Annotated in this window: 29 protein-coding genes, 1 tRNA gene and 2 pseudogenes; 16 read left to right on the forward strand and 16 right to left on the reverse strand. The window is 33.0% G+C overall.

Features of this window, described 5'->3' with window-relative positions:
* The first annotated feature begins 11 nt into the window (after window positions 1-11).
* The gene (ruvX, locus tag ACFELW_RS01205) at window positions 12-479 is read left to right on the forward strand and encodes a Holliday junction resolvase RuvX (protein WP_341759672.1); all 468 of its coding nucleotides are present in this window, start codon (window positions 12-14) and stop codon (window positions 477-479) included.
* A 173-nt stretch (window positions 480-652) separates the two neighbouring features.
* On the opposite strand, the gene ACFELW_RS01210 is transcribed toward ruvX, so the two are convergent.
* From ACFELW_RS01210 to ACFELW_RS01265, 12 genes are all read right to left on the reverse strand, one after another.
* On the reverse strand, window positions 653-1,069 hold the full coding sequence (locus tag ACFELW_RS01210) for a nucleoside triphosphate pyrophosphohydrolase (protein WP_375330182.1): 417 nt from the start codon (window positions 1,067-1,069) through the stop codon (window positions 653-655).
* 417 nt (window positions 1,070-1,486) lie between these two features.
* Window positions 1,487-1,563 (reverse strand) — tRNA-Met (locus ACFELW_RS01215).
* A 52-nt stretch (window positions 1,564-1,615) separates the two neighbouring features.
* A complete protein-coding gene (gene rpmE / locus ACFELW_RS01220) occupies window positions 1,616-1,843 on the reverse strand; it encodes a 50S ribosomal protein L31 (protein WP_375330183.1) in 228 nt (75 codons plus the stop codon).
* Complete coding sequence (gene rpmB / locus ACFELW_RS01225) at window positions 1,840-2,133, reverse strand: 50S ribosomal protein L28 (RefSeq protein WP_341759675.1); 294 nt, start codon at window positions 2,131-2,133, stop codon at window positions 1,840-1,842. The genes rpmE and rpmB overlap by 4 nt, the downstream gene beginning before the upstream one ends.
* 101 nt (window positions 2,134-2,234) lie before the next feature.
* Window positions 2,235-2,981 (reverse strand): 4-hydroxy-tetrahydrodipicolinate reductase, encoded by a 747-nt coding sequence (dapB, locus tag ACFELW_RS01230; protein WP_375330184.1) that lies wholly within the window; start codon window positions 2,979-2,981, stop codon window positions 2,235-2,237.
* Window positions 2,978-3,460, reverse strand: coding sequence for a flavin reductase family protein (locus ACFELW_RS01235; protein WP_375330185.1), 483 nt, complete (start codon window positions 3,458-3,460; stop codon window positions 2,978-2,980). Before ACFELW_RS01235 ends, dapB begins: the two co-directional genes overlap by 4 nt.
* On the reverse strand, window positions 3,448-4,179 hold the full coding sequence (locus tag ACFELW_RS01240) for an ABC transporter substrate-binding protein (RefSeq protein ID WP_094648650.1): 732 nt from the start codon (window positions 4,177-4,179) through the stop codon (window positions 3,448-3,450). The genes ACFELW_RS01235 and ACFELW_RS01240 overlap by 13 nt, the downstream gene beginning before the upstream one ends.
* Window positions 4,180-4,311: 132 nt before the next feature.
* On the reverse strand, window positions 4,312-5,046 hold the full coding sequence (locus ACFELW_RS01245; protein ID WP_341759678.1) for a coenzyme F420-0:L-glutamate ligase: 735 nt from the start codon (window positions 5,044-5,046) through the stop codon (window positions 4,312-4,314).
* Window positions 5,036-5,701, reverse strand: coding sequence for a CADD family putative folate metabolism protein (locus ACFELW_RS01250; protein ID WP_375330186.1), 666 nt, complete (start codon window positions 5,699-5,701; stop codon window positions 5,036-5,038). Before ACFELW_RS01250 ends, ACFELW_RS01245 begins: the two co-directional genes overlap by 11 nt.
* Window positions 5,698-6,297 carry a dihydrofolate reductase gene (locus ACFELW_RS01255; RefSeq protein WP_341759680.1) on the reverse strand — a complete coding sequence of 200 codons (600 nt, stop codon included), beginning with the start codon at window positions 6,295-6,297 and terminating at the stop codon, window positions 5,698-5,700. Before ACFELW_RS01255 ends, ACFELW_RS01250 begins: the two co-directional genes overlap by 4 nt.
* 9 nt (window positions 6,298-6,306) lie before the next feature.
* Complete coding sequence (gene folP, locus ACFELW_RS01260; RefSeq protein ID WP_375330187.1) at window positions 6,307-7,566, reverse strand: dihydropteroate synthase; 1,260 nt, start codon at window positions 7,564-7,566, stop codon at window positions 6,307-6,309.
* Window positions 7,553-7,972, reverse strand: a complete 420-nt coding sequence (locus ACFELW_RS01265; RefSeq protein WP_341759922.1) for a dihydroneopterin aldolase — start codon at window positions 7,970-7,972, stop codon at window positions 7,553-7,555. Before ACFELW_RS01265 ends, folP begins: the two co-directional genes overlap by 14 nt.
* A gap of 357 nt (window positions 7,973-8,329) precedes the next feature.
* Between ACFELW_RS01265 and ACFELW_RS01270 the strand changes: the two genes are divergently transcribed.
* On the forward strand, window positions 8,330-8,470 hold the full coding sequence (locus ACFELW_RS01270) for a hypothetical protein (RefSeq protein ID WP_375330188.1): 141 nt from the start codon (window positions 8,330-8,332) through the stop codon (window positions 8,468-8,470).
* Between the two features lie 75 nt (window positions 8,471-8,545).
* Here the strand turns inward: ACFELW_RS01270 and ACFELW_RS01275 are convergent, their stop codons facing one another.
* The 3 genes from ACFELW_RS01275 to ACFELW_RS01285 all read right to left on the reverse strand — a co-directional run bounded on the left by ACFELW_RS01275 (window position 8,546) and on the right by ACFELW_RS01285 (window position 11,352).
* A complete protein-coding gene (locus tag ACFELW_RS01275) occupies window positions 8,546-10,357 on the reverse strand; it encodes an AAA family ATPase (protein WP_375330189.1) in 1,812 nt (603 codons plus the stop codon).
* A gap of 117 nt (window positions 10,358-10,474) precedes the next feature.
* Window positions 10,475-11,152: an IS982 family transposase gene (locus tag ACFELW_RS01280; RefSeq protein WP_375330190.1), complete on the reverse strand. Its 678-nt coding sequence runs from the start codon at window positions 11,150-11,152 to the stop codon at window positions 10,475-10,477.
* Entirely contained in the window at window positions 11,095-11,352 is a 258-nt protein-coding gene (locus ACFELW_RS01285; RefSeq protein WP_375330191.1) for a hypothetical protein, read from the reverse strand. The genes ACFELW_RS01280 and ACFELW_RS01285 overlap by 58 nt, the downstream gene beginning before the upstream one ends.
* A 75-nt stretch (window positions 11,353-11,427) precedes the next feature.
* On the opposite strand from ACFELW_RS01285, the gene ACFELW_RS01290 reads away from it, so the two are divergent.
* The 14 genes and pseudogenes from ACFELW_RS01290 (at window position 11,428) to ACFELW_RS01355 (ending at window position 17,785) form a co-directional block, all read left to right on the forward strand.
* Entirely contained in the window at window positions 11,428-11,730 is a 303-nt protein-coding gene (locus ACFELW_RS01290; RefSeq protein WP_375330192.1) for an HNH endonuclease, read from the forward strand.
* Window positions 11,723-12,139: an SMI1/KNR4 family protein gene (locus ACFELW_RS01295; protein WP_375330484.1), complete on the forward strand. Its 417-nt coding sequence runs from the start codon at window positions 11,723-11,725 to the stop codon at window positions 12,137-12,139. Before ACFELW_RS01290 ends, ACFELW_RS01295 begins: the two co-directional genes overlap by 8 nt.
* Window positions 12,121-12,459, forward strand: a complete 339-nt coding sequence (locus tag ACFELW_RS01300; RefSeq protein ID WP_375330193.1) for an HNH endonuclease — start codon at window positions 12,121-12,123, stop codon at window positions 12,457-12,459. Before ACFELW_RS01295 ends, ACFELW_RS01300 begins: the two co-directional genes overlap by 19 nt.
* Window positions 12,460-12,478: 19 nt before the next feature.
* A complete protein-coding gene (locus ACFELW_RS01305; protein ID WP_375330194.1) occupies window positions 12,479-13,015 on the forward strand; it encodes an SMI1/KNR4 family protein in 537 nt (178 codons plus the stop codon).
* A gap of 2 nt (window positions 13,016-13,017) precedes the next feature.
* On the forward strand, window positions 13,018-13,248 hold the full coding sequence (locus ACFELW_RS01310; protein WP_341759684.1) for a hypothetical protein: 231 nt from the start codon (window positions 13,018-13,020) through the stop codon (window positions 13,246-13,248).
* The gene (locus ACFELW_RS01315) at window positions 13,215-13,751 is read left to right on the forward strand and encodes an SMI1/KNR4 family protein (RefSeq protein ID WP_375330195.1); all 537 of its coding nucleotides are present in this window, start codon (window positions 13,215-13,217) and stop codon (window positions 13,749-13,751) included. The genes ACFELW_RS01310 and ACFELW_RS01315 overlap by 34 nt, the downstream gene beginning before the upstream one ends.
* A gap of 60 nt (window positions 13,752-13,811) precedes the next feature.
* Window positions 13,812-14,081 (forward strand): hypothetical protein, encoded by a 270-nt coding sequence (locus ACFELW_RS01320; RefSeq protein ID WP_375330196.1) that lies wholly within the window; start codon window positions 13,812-13,814, stop codon window positions 14,079-14,081.
* Window positions 14,082-14,091: 10 nt separating this feature from the next.
* Window positions 14,092-15,549: an NADP-dependent isocitrate dehydrogenase gene (locus tag ACFELW_RS01325; RefSeq protein WP_375330197.1), complete on the forward strand. Its 1,458-nt coding sequence runs from the start codon at window positions 14,092-14,094 to the stop codon at window positions 15,547-15,549.
* 49 nt (window positions 15,550-15,598) lie between these two features.
* On the forward strand, window positions 15,599-15,895 hold the full coding sequence (locus ACFELW_RS01330; RefSeq protein WP_094649016.1) for a Na+/H+ antiporter subunit G: 297 nt from the start codon (window positions 15,599-15,601) through the stop codon (window positions 15,893-15,895).
* Window positions 15,892-16,200 (forward strand): annotated as a pseudogene (locus ACFELW_RS01335) (hydrogenase subunit MbhD domain-containing protein); the annotation flags it as partial. The gene ACFELW_RS01330 and the pseudogene ACFELW_RS01335, both read left to right, overlap by 4 nt.
* A gap of 186 nt (window positions 16,201-16,386) precedes the next feature.
* Window positions 16,387-16,623: pseudogene (gene mbhE / locus ACFELW_RS01340) on the forward strand (hydrogen gas-evolving membrane-bound hydrogenase subunit E); the annotation flags it as partial.
* The gene (locus ACFELW_RS01345; protein ID WP_341748710.1) at window positions 16,616-17,074 is read left to right on the forward strand and encodes a Na(+)/H(+) antiporter subunit B; all 459 of its coding nucleotides are present in this window, start codon (window positions 16,616-16,618) and stop codon (window positions 17,072-17,074) included. The pseudogene mbhE and the gene ACFELW_RS01345, both read left to right, overlap by 8 nt.
* 130 nt (window positions 17,075-17,204) lie before the next feature.
* Window positions 17,205-17,468 (forward strand): type II toxin-antitoxin system RelE/ParE family toxin, encoded by a 264-nt coding sequence (locus tag ACFELW_RS01350; RefSeq protein ID WP_375330485.1) that lies wholly within the window; start codon window positions 17,205-17,207, stop codon window positions 17,466-17,468.
* A gap of 11 nt (window positions 17,469-17,479) precedes the next feature.
* Complete coding sequence (locus ACFELW_RS01355) at window positions 17,480-17,785, forward strand: DNA-binding protein (protein WP_341759690.1); 306 nt, start codon at window positions 17,480-17,482, stop codon at window positions 17,783-17,785.
* A 145-nt stretch (window positions 17,786-17,930) separates the two neighbouring features.
* On the opposite strand, the gene ACFELW_RS01360 is transcribed toward ACFELW_RS01355, so the two are convergent.
* Window positions 17,931-18,233, reverse strand: coding sequence for a hypothetical protein (locus tag ACFELW_RS01360; protein WP_375330198.1), 303 nt, complete (start codon window positions 18,231-18,233; stop codon window positions 17,931-17,933).
* Window positions 18,234-18,466 lie beyond the last annotated feature (233 nt).

Here is an 18,466-nt window from a genome sequence, read left to right on the forward strand (position 1 = left end):
ACTTAGGTATCATGATAATAGCAACATTGCAAGAATTTTTTCAGCTTCTACACGCTAATAAACCAATTATTGCCATAGATTATGGAATACGGAAAACAGGCATCGCTATTTCAAATCAAGAACAGAGTATTGCTATGCCGATAAAAACTATTTATGAAACGAGAGAAGAAAATAAGATTAAGTCAATATTAGATTTAATCGCAACTTATTCCATCTGTGGTATAGTCATAGGTTTGCCTATTAGTATGAATGGTCACTCTAGTGAGCAAACTACAATTGTTTTAAAATTCAGCACAAAACTAAGCTTTGCGACAAATCTTCCTATATATCTACAAGATGAAAGACTTACTTCCCTTGCTGCCAATAGCTTATTAAAATCGTTAGGGGTAAAGAGACGAGAACGTAACCAAAAAGACGATTCAATTGCAGCAAGTATGATTTTAGAGACTACTTTAGATTCTATTAAGAAAGTTCGATAGACCTATAGCTTAACCGTGAGCGTTCAAGGAAAAAAAGTTAAAGTACAAGACGTCTATTAGCGAGAAGGCGTAAGCCAAGAAGCAATCCATTCCTAACCATTTTTGGATTGCCGCGTTGCCGCAAAGCGGCTCCTCGCAATGACGTATGACCTAAAAACCGTGACCGCTCACAATTATTTCGTATCAGATGGTTTTATTTCAGGATATTTTTCTGGTCTAGCTAAAAAATAACTAATATCTTTGTTGTCAGAGGACATTTCTATATGAGAGCTATAAATACGATTATCAAAACCACCATTTTGCTGCTTCTTAACAAGCCGCTTTGTTTCAATTTGTTCCATCGATAAGTTGTATTCTTTGCCTAACGCATAAATCACTTCAAGCAAATCAGCTAGTTCTTCAGAAACCTCATCTAGTGTTTTTGCCTCAATCACTTCCTGTGTTTCTTCCAACAATTTATCTTTAAGACGCTGAATATGTTCATCTTCTTTCATACTGCGTTCAAATACCGAAATCCCACGCGAACGCATAATTCCTGGTACTAAATCACGAATGAGTTTATTAGTTTTGAAACAATATCTTTCCGTCATAATTTTCTTATACCCATCTTCTATAGCTAACCCAAATAAGTTTTAGATATCCAAGACATCATTGCGACGAGGCGTGAGACGCACAGCTGTCGAAAATTAGAAGAGGAATCGGTGTTATAGGTCATCTTTTGGTTACTTTTATGGATTGCTTCGTCGACCTAGGGTCTTCCTCGCTAATAGACGTTAACCACATACAACTTTTAAACCATCCTGTCTAAAACCCCTTCCTTTTCTAACTTTCGACAGTTGTGACATTCTCGCAATGACGTTTTTATGCTGTTATAATTATAGAATAAAAATTGTAGGGTACATGCTCAAATCCTCACATACATTAGAGTACGCTGTGGTTCGAGATGAAGCGTCCCTTCAAATCCTTACACTAAGCGAGTTCTGCAGGAGGTCTAATACCGTTGTAGTTGGTTGCGGGGGTTGGATTTGAACCAACGACCTTCAGGTTATGAGCCTGACGAGCTACCAGACTGCTCCACCCCACGATAATAGATATTATTAAAGATATAACTAACTTCAGGAACAAGCAGAACTTGCTTAGGCTTTTTTACCGAAACTAAGCCCAGCAAATTTTTTGTTAAAGTCACTGACATTTTTGTTAGATTGGTTAACAACATTTCCAGATTCTTTAGTCCATGCTGGATGCTTCCTATAATCAACATCCATCAAAATTTCTTCTGCATAACCACCAGAATTTGTCTCAAAAACATCATCACTAATAATAATTTTGAACTTTTTATATTTCGGATGTATTCCAGCTTTCATAATACAGCACCAACTTTTTTCTCAGCTATCTTTTTTTTAATCACTTGTGCTTTGTCGGAAAGTATATCACTTGATATTTTAAGCATATATTCATCAAAACCACCTACCTTCTCGACAGAACGTAGACATTTAGCATTTACCGAAAGCTTGTATTCCTGCCCAGTAAGCTCACTTGCAAACCTTACCACTCTAAGATTTGGCTCAAAGCGTCTTCTAGTTTTTCTTTGCGAGTGCGACACTTTATTACCGTGTAAAACACCAACTCCACTAAGCTCACATCTACGAGACATCGTGACTCCTATAATTATTCATCAATATCACGTAATTATACTACTATTATGGCTTTATGTCAATATGTACAGCTGTAAATAATACAAATATTTGTTAATTGTTAAAACTTTTGAAGATATGGTAACATATCGCTCATTGAATAAAGAGCCGGTGGTTTATCAGATATCCAGATTGCCGCCTGAATTGCCCCATCAGCAAAGGACTCTCTTGACCCATGATGTTTCAGAGTAATGGTTTGGTTATCTCCTAAAAATAATACTTCGTGTTCTCCATGCAAACGCCCACCTCTAATAGAAGTAATGCCAATTTCACCAGCCTGTCTTTGTCCTTTTACAGTACGATCAAAGATCGCACATTGATTAAAATCTAAATTTCTAACTTTTGCCACAGCCTTACCTAACATTATAGCCGTACCAGACGGAGCGTCTTTTTTCATACGATGGTGACAATCTAAAATCTCTATATCGTAAGTATTATCTAGAATTTCTGCCGCCTTTTTTGCTAGCATCGCTAGTAAATTTGCCCCTAAACTCATATTAGCTGAATAAAATATTGCTAGACTTTTGGAAACTTCATGTAAACGATCAAGTTGATAGTTAGTCAGACCAGTAGTACCAATAACTAATTTGTTGTTGTACATAATGGCATAATCAAGCAGTTTGTCCAATATCTCGCTACTAGAAAAGTCAATAATCACCTCAGAATTTTGACAAAATTCAGCAAAATCCCTTATGCTATTTTTTCTAGAAAATGTAGCAGAAAGCGTACAGCTATTTAATCCATGCATTTTTTGAATTATCATCTGCCCCATTTTACCGGTAGCACCACAAATACCTATAGAAATCATTTTAACTCTCTATATTGCCTTAAACAATGCACCAATGGTTTTAAATTACTTTTTACCATAGTACTTATCACTTTACCAACCAATATAACATGATCCCCCACTTCATATTGACTAAATTTGTTGCACTCAATATGGCAAACTGCTCCTTCAATCAAAGGGCAATTAGTAATTTGTCCTAAATTATATGAAATACCAGCAAATTTATCAGTATTAAACTTAGAAAAATGTCTAGAAATATCCTCTTGATTTTCAGCTAGAACACTAACAGCAAAATACTCACTACCAGTAAAAGCACTCATACTAAAGGATTTTTTATTAATACAAAACAATACCAATGGCGGTAACAAGGAAACCGAGGTAAAAGAATCTGCCGTAAAACCAAATAGCTTGTTATTGTATAAAGTAGTAATAATAGTAACACCCGTAGGCAAAGTGCTAAGAGCTTGTTTAAATTGTTCAGAATCCACTATTGCAGCCATTTTTTAGTAATGCGACTAATTGTACCATCTTTTTTTAATTCACTAATAGCTTTATCAATATTTTCAACAAGTTTAGAATCTTTTGGCATAGCGATAGCAAGCTCAGATGAGAATTCTGTTAAACTAAAACTAGCAAGATCAGGATTATTCTCAATAAATTTCTTAGATTGCGATTCCTCTAATACTACCACATCTACAACTTTCGATTTTAATTCTTCGACTAGCATTAAATTATTTGACAAATAATTTGTTCTAATATTAAACTGCTTGGCTAAATCCTGAACTATCACTGCCCATGTTGTACCAAGTTGCACACCAACAATTTTATTATCCAAATCTCCAACATTTTTCAAATCATCTGCTGTTCTATATAATACTGATACGTTAGTTGTTACATAAGGGGCTGAAAAGCTAATGTGTTTCTTACGTTCTTCAGTCACTGTTAATCCAGCAATTACTATATCAACATTTTCACTAGCTAAGGATGCAAGTAAGCCATTAAAATCAAAATTTTTAATTATAACTTTCTTCTCTAATTTTTCTCCTATAGCATTAATAATATCAATGTCAAGTCCCACTATTTGCCCATTTTGAATAAATTCGTAAGGGGGATTATCTGCGGAAGTCGCAACTATTAAGTTCTTTTCCTGAGGCTTGTTATCACAACCAACTATCAAAAAAGAACATATAATAAGGAAGAAAAGCTTTATTAATTTCATAAAATTAAAAACTATTTTAATTATTACTATATTATCGCACTTCTTGCACTCATATACAACAGACTTTTTGAAATTAGCTGAACTACCTAATGAAAGAAAGTAGATATTTGTTGTTGAGCAAGTAGCATTGCTTTACTTTGGACACCATTTGGCAGCACGTAGTAGCGGAGAATATAAATCTTCATCCATAGGAATCAAGATATTTTTCTCTTCTTCTATTGTGGGAGGTCTATCAAGAAAGTAAATTTTAGGTGCATCTTTAATGATAGCAATAGGAGTTTGTTCATTACCTTCACCCATAACAAAAACTGCTGAAGTCGCCAAAGCATCTAAAATATTCACTTGTGTAACCCTTAATGGACTATTATAAAGATCAGGTTTATCAATATATGAATAAATGGGTATAAAACCACACCAACCAAGAGTGATACCGGTTACACCTCGTCTCATGATTGTTGTATGGCTGTCCGTAATCACAACACCAATCTTTTTAAGATTATGTCTCTTTTTTAAATATTCCCATATCCAAATAACTGTTTTTTGAATATTCTCAGGATACAAAACATATACTCCATGTACGTTTGATTCATCTATACCTGCAGAAGGTATAAGTATACCATTCTTGATAGTCAAATAAAGATCATAAGGATTACGGTCTGTTTCCAACACTAAATCCGCTTCTTGCTTAATCAATAAATTCTTACATATACTATCCTTTGAAACTAAACGTCCTTGTATGATGCTAATTATCTTGGATGTTATAGCAACAATATCTTCATCTACAAGCTCTTGGATATATTGATCTAAAATTTGTTCCAAACAATCATTAACCTCAATCCTGTGAGTTTTTATACCTTTAACAAGCATGACATTCTACCATTTTCATCATCCCATCAAGAAAGAACCATAGTAATTTAGCTCCTTCTTTTGCTCCATAAAAAACTTTCTGCTGATCGTTTTTGTTAAGAGACTTTATCAGACTAACTAATTGTTCTGTATGCCATTTATCAGCTTCTTGATGAACAGAAAAAAATTGCAATGTTTTATTATCTTGAATTCCATAATGCTTTTTTAAACCATCAATCTTAGAAGCAGCAACTTCTGGTGTTTGCCTTTCATAGGCATATAAAGCCCCTAATCCCGTCGGATAATCTGTTCTCACTAGCTCCAAATATCCTTCAACTAGTTTGCAAGTTGAAACTAATTCTGGAAAATTTGGGATTGATTCCCTTGATACACCTATCCCTTCAGCAAAGCGTAACCATAATTCAGGATGATTATCATCACCTTTCTCCTCATCAATCAAATTCTTTAGCAAAATTTGTCTTGCTTGAATCTTATCACAAAGAGTATGGATTTGGCTTATATATCTAGGAAAAGCAGAAACATGATGATAGTATTCTTTTACATAGATTTGTAATATTTCATGTTTCAACAATCCTTCATTCCATAACTTATAAAACGGATGTTTAAGTAAATGAAATACCTCAAGAGATGTATTAAGGTTTGTGCAAAATATCATGATATCTCCTTTATATTTGTAAGCTTACAAATAGTATAATTAGGGTGTTCTTTTAAAATTTTTTCATCCCATCCTTTAAAATATCTTAAATCAATGGATGTATCACCAGAATATAAGTGGTGTATTTTTGTTAGTATAAAATGAGAAATCAGATTATGTTCTAAAAATAAATGAGCAATCTCAGCTCCTCCAATCATAAAAAGTTTCTTTACTAAGTTTAAAGATTGAATATATTTTAGAAACTCATTCAATGAACTTACTATCTTTACATCGTTGGAAATACAATGATGATTACGAGAAAAAACAATAATATCTCTATTATAATCAATTGATGAGAAGTTGGTGACGTCGTCGCTCAATGCTCGCCTATTACTTATAGGCGTCGCTCCATCGCTCCTAGCCCCAAATTCTCCTGAATTGACTATAGTTAGAGAAGTTTTTGGTATTATGTTATAAGTCTTTCGTCCCATAATCATAATATGTCCACTAGTTGTAGCTCTAAAATGCTCAAGTTCTTCAGGATAACTCCAAGGTAAAGAGTTTCTATCACCAATAACTCCTTGTTGCGTTGCTGCCATGATACCTATTATCTTCATATGATTACCCTATTGATGAAAGCTTTGATAGGTTGTAAAAAATCGCATATGGTTCCTTACATTATGAACACGCAAAAAATCTACCTTATCTTTTAATGCAAGGGAAGTAGCAATAGTTTCAATGTCCCGATTTTTAGCATCAACTGTAGAAAATGCCTGAATATAGGATTTTCTGGAGTGTCCAACCATAATTTGAACATCTAAGCTCCTGAGTTCTTGAACATATCGTAAAATCTCTATGTTTTGATATGACGATTTTCCAAAGCCGATACCTGGATCAAGGATAATATTTTCTTGAGAAAAGCCGATATTTAAGAGACGCTCAATGGATTGCTTTCCCCATTCTTTTATCAAACTAATAGGTCTATGTTCTAAAGATAGAATTAATTCTTGATTAGGTGGAATACTCAATGAATGCATGAAACATAGTTTACAACCTTTCTCAGCAATGCTCTTCAGAGTTCTATTATCAAAATCACCTTTGACATCATTAATCCAACTAATCTGATAATTTTCAAGAAGTCGTTTAACAGTAGATGACCAAAAACTATCTATGCTAACTTTAAGCATTCCTTTATTTATTAATGTTGTAATCCCATCTAGAACAGGCTTTAATTTATTATATTCCTCCTCTGGTGTATGAATTACAGCACCTGGTCTTGTAGATTGAGTCCCAATTTCAATAATACTAGCACCATCACTAGCTAATTCTTGAATTTGCTCAATTGCTTTATCTGGATTGTTAAATTGTCCTCCATCTGAAAAGGAATCATTTGTAACGTTAACAACCCCCACAATTGCAGGATTTAGAACAAAGCTTTTAGAAAAAGAATTTGTTAAAGGCATCTTTGTCCAGGGCTGTACTTCCATGAGGGCTAAAAGATGTTGTAAGAATGGTCGAGTACTTAATTCTGGATGCGGTATTGTAAGCTGAGGAGTATTGATCTCAAGTTCATCCCAAAGTAAAATATCTAGATCAATAATACGAGGTGCCCATTTTTCATAAATAGCCAATCGCCCCATATCAGATTCTATCGATTTCATGGTTATAAGTAGTGCATCGGGTGATAAATCCGTCTCTCCCGCAACGATCATGTTTAAGAATGGTTTATTCCAAGATGGAGGGGTATTATCTGGCAAAATCGCTTCGGTTTCAAGTATAATTGAAGATTTAGAATTTCGTAAACAGCTTTGTGTTAATAAATTCACAGCCATATTTAAGTTATTAATACGATTTCCTAAATTAGATCCAATGCTAATATAAATCATTGTCCCCTCCTTTACTACATAAAGCAGAGCAGTAAGTAAAAGCAATATCTCCATGAACATCTTGGATGGGTGGTGACATTTTACGTGTTGTTACACTGACCGATTGAACAATATCACGATATCTCAATAAAGATTTATCAATAGCATGATAAACTTCTATCGTTAAATGTTCTATCAGATTAAACTGTTTAGTTTGGCAAAGAAATTTAATACTTTGAACAAGCTCAAGATAACAAATTGTATCTTCAAGTTTGTCGGTAGTTGTACCTTTTGGTGGGGCTGTAAATTCTAACTCAATATTAAAACTAACTAATTGCGAATGAAATTTTTCTTGATCACTACATCCAAGATGAATCCATATCCGTAAATCTGAGATTATAAGCTTTAAAAAATTCTTATTGAAAATTTACCTCTTATATAAGTTTATAAAAAAGACTTACCTAAAAATAGGCATTAAGTACCTTATTATAATAATATAGAGAATATATTGAGTCAATAATTTTTTGTATAAGTTCTATTTTTTATATTCTGGTCACCGCTTTATTAAATTGAATATTACTAAGGTACTTTTTATTATTAATGCCATAGAGACTAAATTCGCTAACTTTTCTTCTTGTTCTAAAATCTCAGGTAACACTTTCCAATATGATATTTTGAATCTATAGGTTTATTTGGACAAGCCAAAAGATGTTATCACCACACATTCAGCCTAAATCAGGATGAAAATTTTAAGGTTGCAGCTTACAAGAAAATTGCTAACATTATGGTTAATGCTGCTACTCAAGAGCAAAATTTTATTACCAAAGCAGAGGAGCAGAAATTTGACAATTGTGACATGGTAGATGAAGCATTTACCAAAAATTTACTTGGCGACATAGTTTTAAAATGTGATTTATACTGCTAAAAATTGCAAAGCAGGGAAGCATATCTTTAGTAGTTACCCATGTATACATATTATACAAGTGCTTACGCTCTATTATTAGAGCTTCGTTACTTCATATTCTAACTCCATATTTTTTCCACAAAATGCCATCGAAATTTTGAGTATTTGTTTTACATGCTGATATTCTTTTATCCTAGTATCATATTTCTTATCTATAATTTGTTGTAAGCCAGTTTTGGCTATTTGAGCCAAATCTTCTGAGGATTTAGCGATTTTATACTCGATAATCATCGCTTTATCACCTTTGCCAATTTTTGGAATCATCACAACGTCAGCTCTGCCATCCCCTGATTCTTGTTCACTTGATATTATATAATTAGGAGTTAACATATTAATAAAGCCAAGCATAAAGCCACTATAAAATAATTCGGCTTTTTTCTCTCCTATTTGATGAAAACTAGTAGAATTAAGTAACAATTCCTGCAGACGCTCTTTAAACGCCTCTATTTTACCATCTGGTAATAGAGTAACAAAAGAATAATAGCCAGAATTATCAATTTTTATTTGTTTAGTAACCCATTGTAGCATTCTCTTTTCATAAATATATTTCACCTCGTAGTTAGGAGCAGATAAATCATAAATATCTCTTTCTGGCATCTTGGTAGTTGTATTTAGGTAACCACTAAATAATAATAAGCTAAATAACCCTTCTGGTTGGTTGATATCAGCAAAATTTATATGTTTAGTAATAGAAGAAGTAATAGTTTTACCTGCAACTAAAGCCTGAATATCTGTTTGCATCTCATCTGAGAGCAATACATGATCAATCCAACCAGTTCCACCACTATCAATCCAATAATGATCCAGCTTGCCCTTCTGAGCTAAACATCTCATAATTGACCAAGGATTATAAATGACTTCTCCACCAAAATTATAGCCATTATACCAATTTTTAATTTGTTCTGGATTGGTTTCAAGAGGTACTTTGGTTAATAATTCATCAACTTCTGCTTGAGTAAAGCCATAGATGTCTTTAAAATTCTCATCTAGTAGACTACATTCAGTTAAATTATTCAAATCTGAAAACAAATTAGCCTTAGCAACACGCAATATGCCTGTAATGATGCCTTTTTGTAATGAATCATTGGTTTTAAGACTATTACCAAATATTGCCCGGAATAGAGCTAATACTTCCTCAAACTCTTCTGAATTATTGCCAAATTTCATATAGGCACTATTAATTGGCGTATCATACTCGTCAATTAGTATGTAAACTTTTTGATTAAAATGTTTATAAAGTAAATCACTTAGAAATTTTAAACTATTTTTAATGTCATCTTCTATTAATTTGCCTGTGAAATATCTTTGTAATATTTCCTTTTGTGCATCAATCAATAATTTTTCATCTTGTTTTATATAACGCTCTAAATAACGATGCCTGGCAAATAAATTAATTATTTGACTTTTGATCCCCACTTCAATTTCTTCATAATTACTGCCCCTAACGCCTTTGAAACTTATAATAATAACTGGGAATTGACCTTGACGTTTCATAGAGTTTGCTACATTAGCAATTTTTAATGGCTTTAGTTCTTTAGTTTCATCAAAACCTAAGTCTACCTCTCCACCAGTAAATAGTTTATAATTCATCTTTTGTTCTTGTGGCAGAATCCGCCCTTGCTCATCCACCTCTATCTCAAAAAATCTTCGCACCATATCCATATTCAAGCTCTTCCCCCACCGTCTTGGGCGGGTGATTAAGGTGACTTTACCACTATCTTCTAATAATTCTTTGATCATTAGACTCTTATCAACAAATATGTCGCTATTAATCAACAAATCGTAGAAGTCATCGGTACCAACAAACATTCTTGGTTGGTAATTAATATTATTTTTTTCTTCTATCATTGTTTTCACCTTTTCCTTCCAACTATAATATCCATTATACTACTTTTTTATTGTCCACTAATAGCTAATTAGCAAAATTTTTATAATTCTTTGTTTTTTTATAACGCGAGTTGCCAATTAATTTTGGTTATAAAAAGCTTCTATAGGAAGTAATTTTTTGATAGAAGGTTTACGATCCTGCAGCTGATAATTGATTAAACAAGATATCATATGGCTAAATGCATTAGTAACCGATCTATGCCTAGAATGCTCTAGTTTATCAAGAAATTTAAGTTTGCCTATTACGCTTTCTATTAAAGCTCTCTTCAGCAGTATAATCTTATCCATGATAGGCATTAACATGTTTTTCATATTCTTTTTTACTCGCGTTATTAGCTGAATACCTTGCGAATATAGGTCAGTAAATAATTCTTGGGATATATACCCACGATCTCCAAAAACTTTACCAAAAATTCCACTAATCATTGATTCTAGCCCTTTCCGATCATCTTTATTGCCACTGCTAAAAGATAGCTTGACCAAATTACCATCTGTATCAATAATTAAATGTAATTTAAAGCCAAAGAACCATCCTTTGGTAGTTTTGCCACGTGCTGCTATTCCTTGGAAAACTTTATGTGAATAGATGCGATAGTTTTGGCATACCGCTATACTAGTAGCATCAACAAAAGAAAGACTCGTGCATTCCTTAAGTAAATGATGCAATAATATCACTAAATATGGCATATTTCTACCTATTAATTTGGTAAAATGTTGGTAACTAACAAGCTTAAAATCTTCTTGATGGTCGTGCATAATTGCCTCTTGTAATAATGTTTAAAACAGTCGTAGCAAGAATCATAGTAACCAAGTAATATTGTTAGCACTTCACTTGTGGATAAATAATTACTTATACCTGGTCTAGCTATGCTACTATTAATTGCAGGGAAATTATTTGACAAACTTTTTATAAAATCATCGACAAAACAATAAATTGCAGTAAAATCTTTTTTCATAGGTTATTTTTTGTTATTGGAAATCATAAAATAACCTATACTCTTCTTAAAGTCTACCTTCTACACTTACATTAATTGGCAACTCGCGTTGAATTAGAAACCTTATTTCCTGAAGGAGTTCGGTTTAAAGAAAGTGGTTGTCCAGATTTTACTCCTTATGCAATTAAAGAAGTGGTGTTAGAAGGTTTAACAGGTAAGAGAAAAAGCGATGGACGGCGTGCAACTGCAGAATCCGGTCTAATCAGCAAGCCAGATGACTATACATGGCATCATGTGGAAGACGGTACAACGATGCAGTTAATACCCAAAAAATTGCATACAGAAGTTTGGCACACCGGGGGAGTATCGTTATTAAAAAGTAATAACAAAAATAAGTGAATATAAAGTAACAAATCAAGAGTTGCAAAATATCGAAACTAAAAAAATTTGTGAGTTACCTAAAGAATATAGAGAGTTTTTACTAGCATATAATGGTGGTAAACCATATTGGAACTGTTTTGAAATGGCAAATTATTTTTTAGATGGTAGATCAGATTTTGATTCTGTTCGTTTTTTTTATAGTATTTGCTTAGACAGTAACGCAGTAACCAAGAACTACGATATTTTTGAAATGATGAGAGTACATCAAAATAGAATACCAGACGAGCTATTAACTATTGCTACCGATTCATTAGGTAATGAAATATGTCTTTGTGTTAAAGGAGAAAAATATGGAAAGATATTTTTTTGGGATCATGAGGAAGAATCTCCTAGAGGACAAGAGCCTTGGTGGATAATATTTACCTAATAGCTAACAATTTTACTGGTTTTATCAACGGTTTATGTAAGTTTGATGAAGATGACCAAGGTAATGAAATAAGACGTTTTCAAGATGGTACTGTAAAAATAAATGGTCATCCAGACTGTATTCCTCATGCAAAAATATCAATTGAAATAAAAAAATTAACCTGTACTCGTGAGAAGGATGTAAGGATGGCAAATAAGGTGTCTGGGTTACAAGAAACTCCAGACGATTGGACTTGGCATCATGTGGAAGATGGAAAAACTATGCAATTAATACCATATGCTTTACATAAAGGAGTTGAACACACGGGGGAGCAGCAGTAAAAAAAGCAGAGAGAAAAAAATGATAAATAATATTAAAGTAGTAAAATCTCACAAACCAACAAATTTGGAAGAAATAGAAAAATTTGAGCATTTAATACAAGCTAAACTTCCTGGTGATTATAAACAGTTTTTATTAAAACACAATGGCGGACATCCATTGACCGCTACCTATAAATTAAATGAACCAATTAATGCAAAGAATGATGAAATTAGTGTTGATTGGTTTTATGCTTTATATGATGGTGATGTATCAAATATTACTACCCATTTTCAGCAATCATATAACGAAATACTTGGTCAATTTTTGCCGATTGCAGATCAAGGTGCTGGAAAATTATGCCTAGGAGTAGAAGGTGAAGATTATGGTAAGTTATATTATTGGGTTACTAATTGGAGTTTTTGGAATGAGGATGATTTAAATTATCTTTATTTTGTGAGTAATAGCTTTACTGATTTTATTAATGGATTATATGAAAAAACGATTCAGAATAATAATATCATCAGATGTTACCAAGATGGTACTGTGACAATAGAGCCATTACAAAAGCATGAGTAAAGATGGATAGTTTTTACAATAAAGTAATGGTTCCAAAACAAGCCCCTTGGTGGGAAAATATTTATCTAATTTCTGATAGTTTTACTGAATTTTTAGAAGGTTTATATGATTATGATATAGATGAGCAAGGCAACGAGATAAGGCGTTACCAAGATGGTACTATAACCAATCTGGGGACAAATAGAATCCAGAATTTCCAGTGGATCATGGTAGTAAATGGCAATCTGATGTAAGAAATTATTGGAAATGGAGAGTAAATAAAGATATAGTTAATAGTTGTATAAAAAGAGTATCTTTATTAAAACAGGATAGTAAACCTGAATTATCAGAAGAAATGGTAAAAAACGTAGAAATAAAACTTAATATATTCTTTCCAGAAGATTTTAAGATATTATGTAACTTTTATGGATATGACTTTTTTCGCTTATTTGATTTTTATAATTTTAGACGTGAAGAAGGAGTAATTGAGGAAACTAAGTATTATAGAGAAAAGCACAATTTACCTAGTAATTATTTAGTATTATTTTCTGATGATGTTTCTTTTGTATTATTGAAAATAATCTCAACTGATAAGTCTGAAGTTATTTGGTGTGATTATCAAGATTTTTTTAAATTATGTGAGGGGCATCCTATGCAATATAACCCAACAATTTTCCCGAGTTTTGTAGATTTTTATGAGTATCTTTTAGATGAAGAAGAAAAAATCCGTGCTGAAGATCAGCTTCTCGATGATTAATAATAATTTCTTCTAAATTATTATATTTTTTTCATTCTGCTACTTAGTGCTAGTGATTTTGTGGTGTATATTATAGCGAAGTTAAGAAAATTAGTTGCTATGTTAAATCTCATTCAGGGAAGGCTAGTTATAGTTAACCCGGCTAATATTACGCCAAATTCACAGATGTCTATTAGCGAGAAGGTTACTTTACAACATTACGTCATTGCGAGAAGGCGTAAGCCGACGAAGCAATCTAAGAAAGTGATTAGATTTGGATTGTTTCGTCGCAGCAAAGCTACTCCTCGCAATGACTTTGGTTTGATACGAATGAATGTTAATCTAATTTGATGAGGTTATAATGAAAGAATTCACGCCTATTACAGTGGCTTATGGTGATGGTATAGGTCCAGAAATCATGCAAGCGGTATTATATATTTTAAAGGAAGCTTCTGCTAGAATACGTATAGAAGTAGTGGAAGTAGGAGAAAAATTATACCAGAAGCATTATACTTCAGGGATAGCACAAGATACTTGGAAATCATTGGCAAGAACTAAGATACTTCTAAAGGCACCTATTACCACCCCTCTAGGTGGTGGGTATAAAAGTTTAAATGTAACTCTTAGAAAAGCCCTATCTCTTTATGCTAATGTTCGCCCTGCTATTTCTTATGCTCCTTTTGTTAAAACACTACATCCACATCTAAACGTAGTGATAGTACGGGAAAATGTTGAAGATTTATATGCAGGAATTGAATATCGCCAAACTCACAATGTTTATGAGTCTCTTAAGCTAATCAGCCGAGTTGGTAGCGAAAGAATTATTAGATATGCCTTTGAGTATGCAATAAAAAATAATCGTAAAAAGGTCACATGTTTCAGTAAAGATAATATTATGAAAATGTCTGACGGGATTTTTCATAAGGTTTTTGAGGAAATTGCTAATGAATATAAGCAGATTCAAGGTGACTATTATCTTATAGATATCGGCACTGCCAGGCTAGCAGCCCAGCCAGAATTATTTGATGTCATTGTAACTTCAAATCTGTATGGTGATATTATATCTGACGTATCTGCAGAAATTTCTGGTTCAGTAGGACTCGCTGGTTCTGCTAATATAGGGCAGAATTATGCTTTATTTGAAGCTGTACATGGCTCTGCCCCGGATATTGCCGGTCGTAATCTAGCTAATCCTTCTGGTTTGCTTAACGCCGCAATTATGATGCTAGTTCACATTGGGCAACATGATATTGCTGCATTAGTAGAGAATGCCTGGAAAAAAACCATTGAGGATGGGGTTCATACTGGAGATATCTACAATGACAAAATATCTAGCAAAAAAGTTGGTACTACGGAATTTGCCGATGAAGTAGTGAAAAGACTAGGTACTGAACCTTCTACCCTCAAAGCAGCTGCATATTCCTCAGTAGTTGCTCAACAACAAACTATTGAATATATATATTCGATTAATAGTAAAGAAGTTAAAGAATTGGTAGGTAGTGATGTATTTATCCAGATGACAGCTTTGACCGCCCATGAGGTAGCAGAAAAAATTCAAACTATCAGTTTAGGTGACTTAGAATTAAAAACCGTATCTTCTATGGGACTTAAATTATGGCCCAGAGATGAACGATTTGAATTATTATCTGATCATTGGTGTTGTCGCTTTATGGCAAAGAAGAATGGGGAAAGAATAACTCATTCATCTATAGCCCATTTACTTGAACTACTTAGCCAGGCAGAAATAGATTTTATTAAAATTGAGAATCTTTTTGAATTTGATGGGAAAGCAGGATATTCACTTGCTCAAGGAGAATAGCTAACCATAGCACCCTGGTTAGTTATAAATTTAATTTTTGAGGATAGTTATGATATTTATTATTGGTTATGGATTAACCCTACTTGGAATTATAGCAATATTTTCTGGCATTGTTGGGCTTTTTCGATTTCCTGACTTTTATACAAAAATTCATGCTGCCAGTGTAATTGAATGTTGTGGAGTACCTTTATCACTTGTTGGGCTTGCTTTTTTACAACATGATTTTACTAGCTCTTTTAAATTGCTTTTTGCGGCTATATTGATTTTAATATTAAATCCGGTATCTACTCATGCAATTGGTAAGGCTTCCCTATTAAGCCCAAATAACCAAAAAGGATTAAAATGATTGATCGCTTATTTGTTATACCAGACATAATAAATTTCCAACTAGCTAGCTGGTTGCTTGTGGGAATCTTGATATTACTTGTTGTCGTATCAATTAAGCTGATATTTTGTAACTCTTTATTAGAAACAGTGATAATAAACTCTATGTTTAGCTTACTTATTGGTTTATCTTATCTACTGATGGATGCTCCCGACGTGGCAATGACTGAAGTAGCTCTAGGAGCCTGTTTATCTAGCTGTGTATTTTTAGGGTTTCTAAGCAAACTGTCAGCCGTACAGAAAAGTAATAGACCTCCTGCAAAACTCGCTTATGCTGAGGAATTTGAAGGAGACGCGGAACGCAGAACCGCAGCGTACTTAAGTGTATGTGAGGATTCGAGTACCGCATCGACGTACAAATTACTAGCAGAAGTAGAGTTTTGCAAGAGGTCTAATCTTAAACCAACACGAGTAATAAGTTCAGCAATTATATGCATAATTTTTATAGTAGTATTAACCTTCGCAGGGATTGATTTATTAGAATATGGAGCGATAGATTCTCCATTGCAAAACCATCTAACCAAATATTATATTGAACATACTAAAAGTGACATTGGCATTCCATCTTTTGTTGCAGCCCTATTAGCTAGCTATAGAGGGTATGATACTCTTGGAGAAACTGCCGTCATTTTAATTGCTGGAATATCGGTATTATTACTATTCTCACAAAAAATTACTAAAGATGCTTAAAATAATACTGAGAAATTTTATTATTATAAAACATTCTACTCTTTTTATCTTACCCTATATATTTTTATACGGTCTATATATTCAAATTAATGGTGATGCATCACCAGGGGGCGGATTCCAGGCTGGTACTATATTTGCTTCTACGATAATTGGTTTTGATTTAGTTCATGGTCAATTTAAATTACGGCAATATTTCTCTACTGATTTACTAGTTGGTATGGCTACTATCGGAGTATTGATCTATGCCCTAACCGGTATGGTATCAATATTATTTGACGATAATTATTTAAATTATTATTCTTTGGCAGATGATAAATTGCTAGCTCAACATATTGGTATTTTTACCATTGAGATTGGTGTTGGACTTTGTGTTGCATCGGTTATGTGTTTGATATATTCTATTATTACTGCAAGTAATATTATTAAAAGTGAGCAGATTAAAAATCATTAGACAAGAAGCCTTCTCTGTGCGACAATAAAGTTGTGTATACTAGGAGGTTGCCTACGATAACGGAAGTAATTAATCTAATGCTAAAAATTAAAGACATACATTTTTTGTAACAAAGAATGGAAAATGCTATATTAAAGAATGGTTACAGAAACTAGATATTCAAATACGAGGACGAATCAATAATAGGCTAGTTAGATTGGAATACGGTGTATATGGAGACTATAAGCATATTAAGGACAATCTATATGAATTAAGGTTCTTCTTCGGAAAAGGATATAGAATATATTTTCTTGAAAAGGATAATAAAATAATTCTTTTATTAAATGCAGGCGATAAAGGCACGCAAAGTAGGGACGTCAAAAAAGCGCAAGAAATAATAGATATACTTAATTAGAGAATGATTATATGGAAAAATTTACCAATTACTTAAGAGAACAATTAGAAAATAAGGCAGAAGTTACGGAGTATGTGAATGCTGCTTTAGAACAATATTTTCTAGATCGTAATAAGGAATTATTTTTGTCTACTTTAAAAGAAGCTATTATTGCAAGTGGGGGGATAACGAAAATGTCTAAAGATACTCATATAAATAGACAACATATATATAAGATATTATCTAGTAAAGGAAATCCTAGTTTTGATAATATTGGCTCCTTATTAACTGCTTTAGGACTCCAGTTAAAAGTTGAGAGTCAGCCGCATCATTTATAGTCACTTACAAAAATATAGCTAACTGGCTCAACATATTGGTATTTTTACCATTGAGATTGGTGTTGGACTTTGTGTTGCATCGGTTATGTGTTTGATATATTCTATTATTACTGTTGAAACATAATAAGATAGTGAACAGAATTCTTTATAGTGCATTTTCGGCCATTAATAGAACATTTATATCATTATTTTGATTAGTTGGTATATCACCATTTATTACACCGCCATTTATAGGTTGTAAGGGAACTTCTGCTAACTGATCCAGCCCTGCTTCAGTATTAAAATAACGATTCGGCATCATACATTTTAGCACCTTATGTATGCCTAAACAAACAAGTAATCCAGTTGCTACTACCACGACGCTCCCAAGTCCTTTAGTAAAATAGCCCCATTTACTATTCAAGAAACTATTATCCTTTGACAAACCATCACCTGTATTATTGAGCATAGTTATATCTCCATTATTTGTTATAGTCATTTCATTTCAGAAGAATTGGGTAGTAGGAGTGACGAGTGACAATGTCCCCAACTTTTCATCAATTTACTATATATTTAAAAATTTTTCCAAAGTCTTAAGTTGCAGTCATTATTATGTTTGTTATAATTAACCAAAGTAATAGCTCCATTAGAAAACATATGTAGACAGAGCCAAGACCACTCTTAATTCAATCAATTCTACTA

Source organism: Candidatus Tisiphia endosymbiont of Nemotelus uliginosus, assembly GCF_964264755.1.
In the GTDB taxonomy this organism is placed as follows: domain Bacteria; phylum Pseudomonadota; class Alphaproteobacteria; order Rickettsiales; family Rickettsiaceae; genus Tisiphia.

Coding starts and splice junctions, on each gene's coding strand:
- ruvX (WP_341759672.1), top strand. CDS start 12: ATGATAATAGCAACATTGCAAGAATTTTTTCAGCTTCTACACGCTAAT.
- ACFELW_RS01210 (WP_375330182.1), bottom strand. CDS start 1,069: ATGACGGAAAGATATTGTTTCAAAACTAATAAACTCATTCGTGATTTA.
- rpmE (WP_375330183.1), bottom strand. CDS start 1,843: ATGAAAGCTGGAATACATCCGAAATATAAAAAGTTCAAAATTATTATT.
- rpmB (WP_341759675.1), bottom strand. CDS start 2,133: ATGTCTCGTAGATGTGAGCTTAGTGGAGTTGGTGTTTTACACGGTAAT.
- dapB (WP_375330184.1), bottom strand. CDS start 2,981: ATGATTTCTATAGGTATTTGTGGTGCTACCGGTAAAATGGGGCAGATG.
- ACFELW_RS01235 (WP_375330185.1), bottom strand. CDS start 3,460: ATGGCTGCAATAGTGGATTCTGAACAATTTAAACAAGCTCTTAGCACT.
- ACFELW_RS01240 (WP_094648650.1), bottom strand. CDS start 4,179: ATGAAATTAATAAAGCTTTTCTTCCTTATTATATGTTCTTTTTTGATA.
- ACFELW_RS01245 (WP_341759678.1), bottom strand. CDS start 5,046: ATGCTTGTTAAAGGTATAAAAACTCACAGGATTGAGGTTAATGATTGT.
- ACFELW_RS01250 (WP_375330186.1), bottom strand. CDS start 5,701: ATGATATTTTGCACAAACCTTAATACATCTCTTGAGGTATTTCATTTA.
- ACFELW_RS01255 (WP_341759680.1), bottom strand. CDS start 6,297: ATGAAGATAATAGGTATCATGGCAGCAACGCAACAAGGAGTTATTGGT.
- folP (WP_375330187.1), bottom strand. CDS start 7,566: ATGATTTATATTAGCATTGGATCTAATTTAGGAAATCGTATTAATAAC.
- ACFELW_RS01270 (WP_375330188.1), top strand. CDS start 8,330: ATGGTTAATGCTGCTACTCAAGAGCAAAATTTTATTACCAAAGCAGAG.
- ACFELW_RS01275 (WP_375330189.1), bottom strand. CDS start 10,357: ATGATAGAAGAAAAAAATAATATTAATTACCAACCAAGAATGTTTGTT.
- ACFELW_RS01280 (WP_375330190.1), bottom strand. CDS start 11,152: ATGCACGACCATCAAGAAGATTTTAAGCTTGTTAGTTACCAACATTTT.
- ACFELW_RS01285 (WP_375330191.1), bottom strand. CDS start 11,352: ATGAAAAAAGATTTTACTGCAATTTATTGTTTTGTCGATGATTTTATA.
- ACFELW_RS01305 (WP_375330194.1), top strand. CDS start 12,479: ATGATAAATAATATTAAAGTAGTAAAATCTCACAAACCAACAAATTTG.
- ACFELW_RS01310 (WP_341759684.1), top strand. CDS start 13,018: ATGGATAGTTTTTACAATAAAGTAATGGTTCCAAAACAAGCCCCTTGG.
- ACFELW_RS01325 (WP_375330197.1), top strand. CDS start 14,092: ATGAAAGAATTCACGCCTATTACAGTGGCTTATGGTGATGGTATAGGT.
- ACFELW_RS01330 (WP_094649016.1), top strand. CDS start 15,599: ATGATATTTATTATTGGTTATGGATTAACCCTACTTGGAATTATAGCA.
- ACFELW_RS01345 (WP_341748710.1), top strand. CDS start 16,616: ATGCTTAAAATAATACTGAGAAATTTTATTATTATAAAACATTCTACT.
- ACFELW_RS01355 (WP_341759690.1), top strand. CDS start 17,480: ATGGAAAAATTTACCAATTACTTAAGAGAACAATTAGAAAATAAGGCA.
- ACFELW_RS01360 (WP_375330198.1), bottom strand. CDS start 18,233: ATGCTCAATAATACAGGTGATGGTTTGTCAAAGGATAATAGTTTCTTG.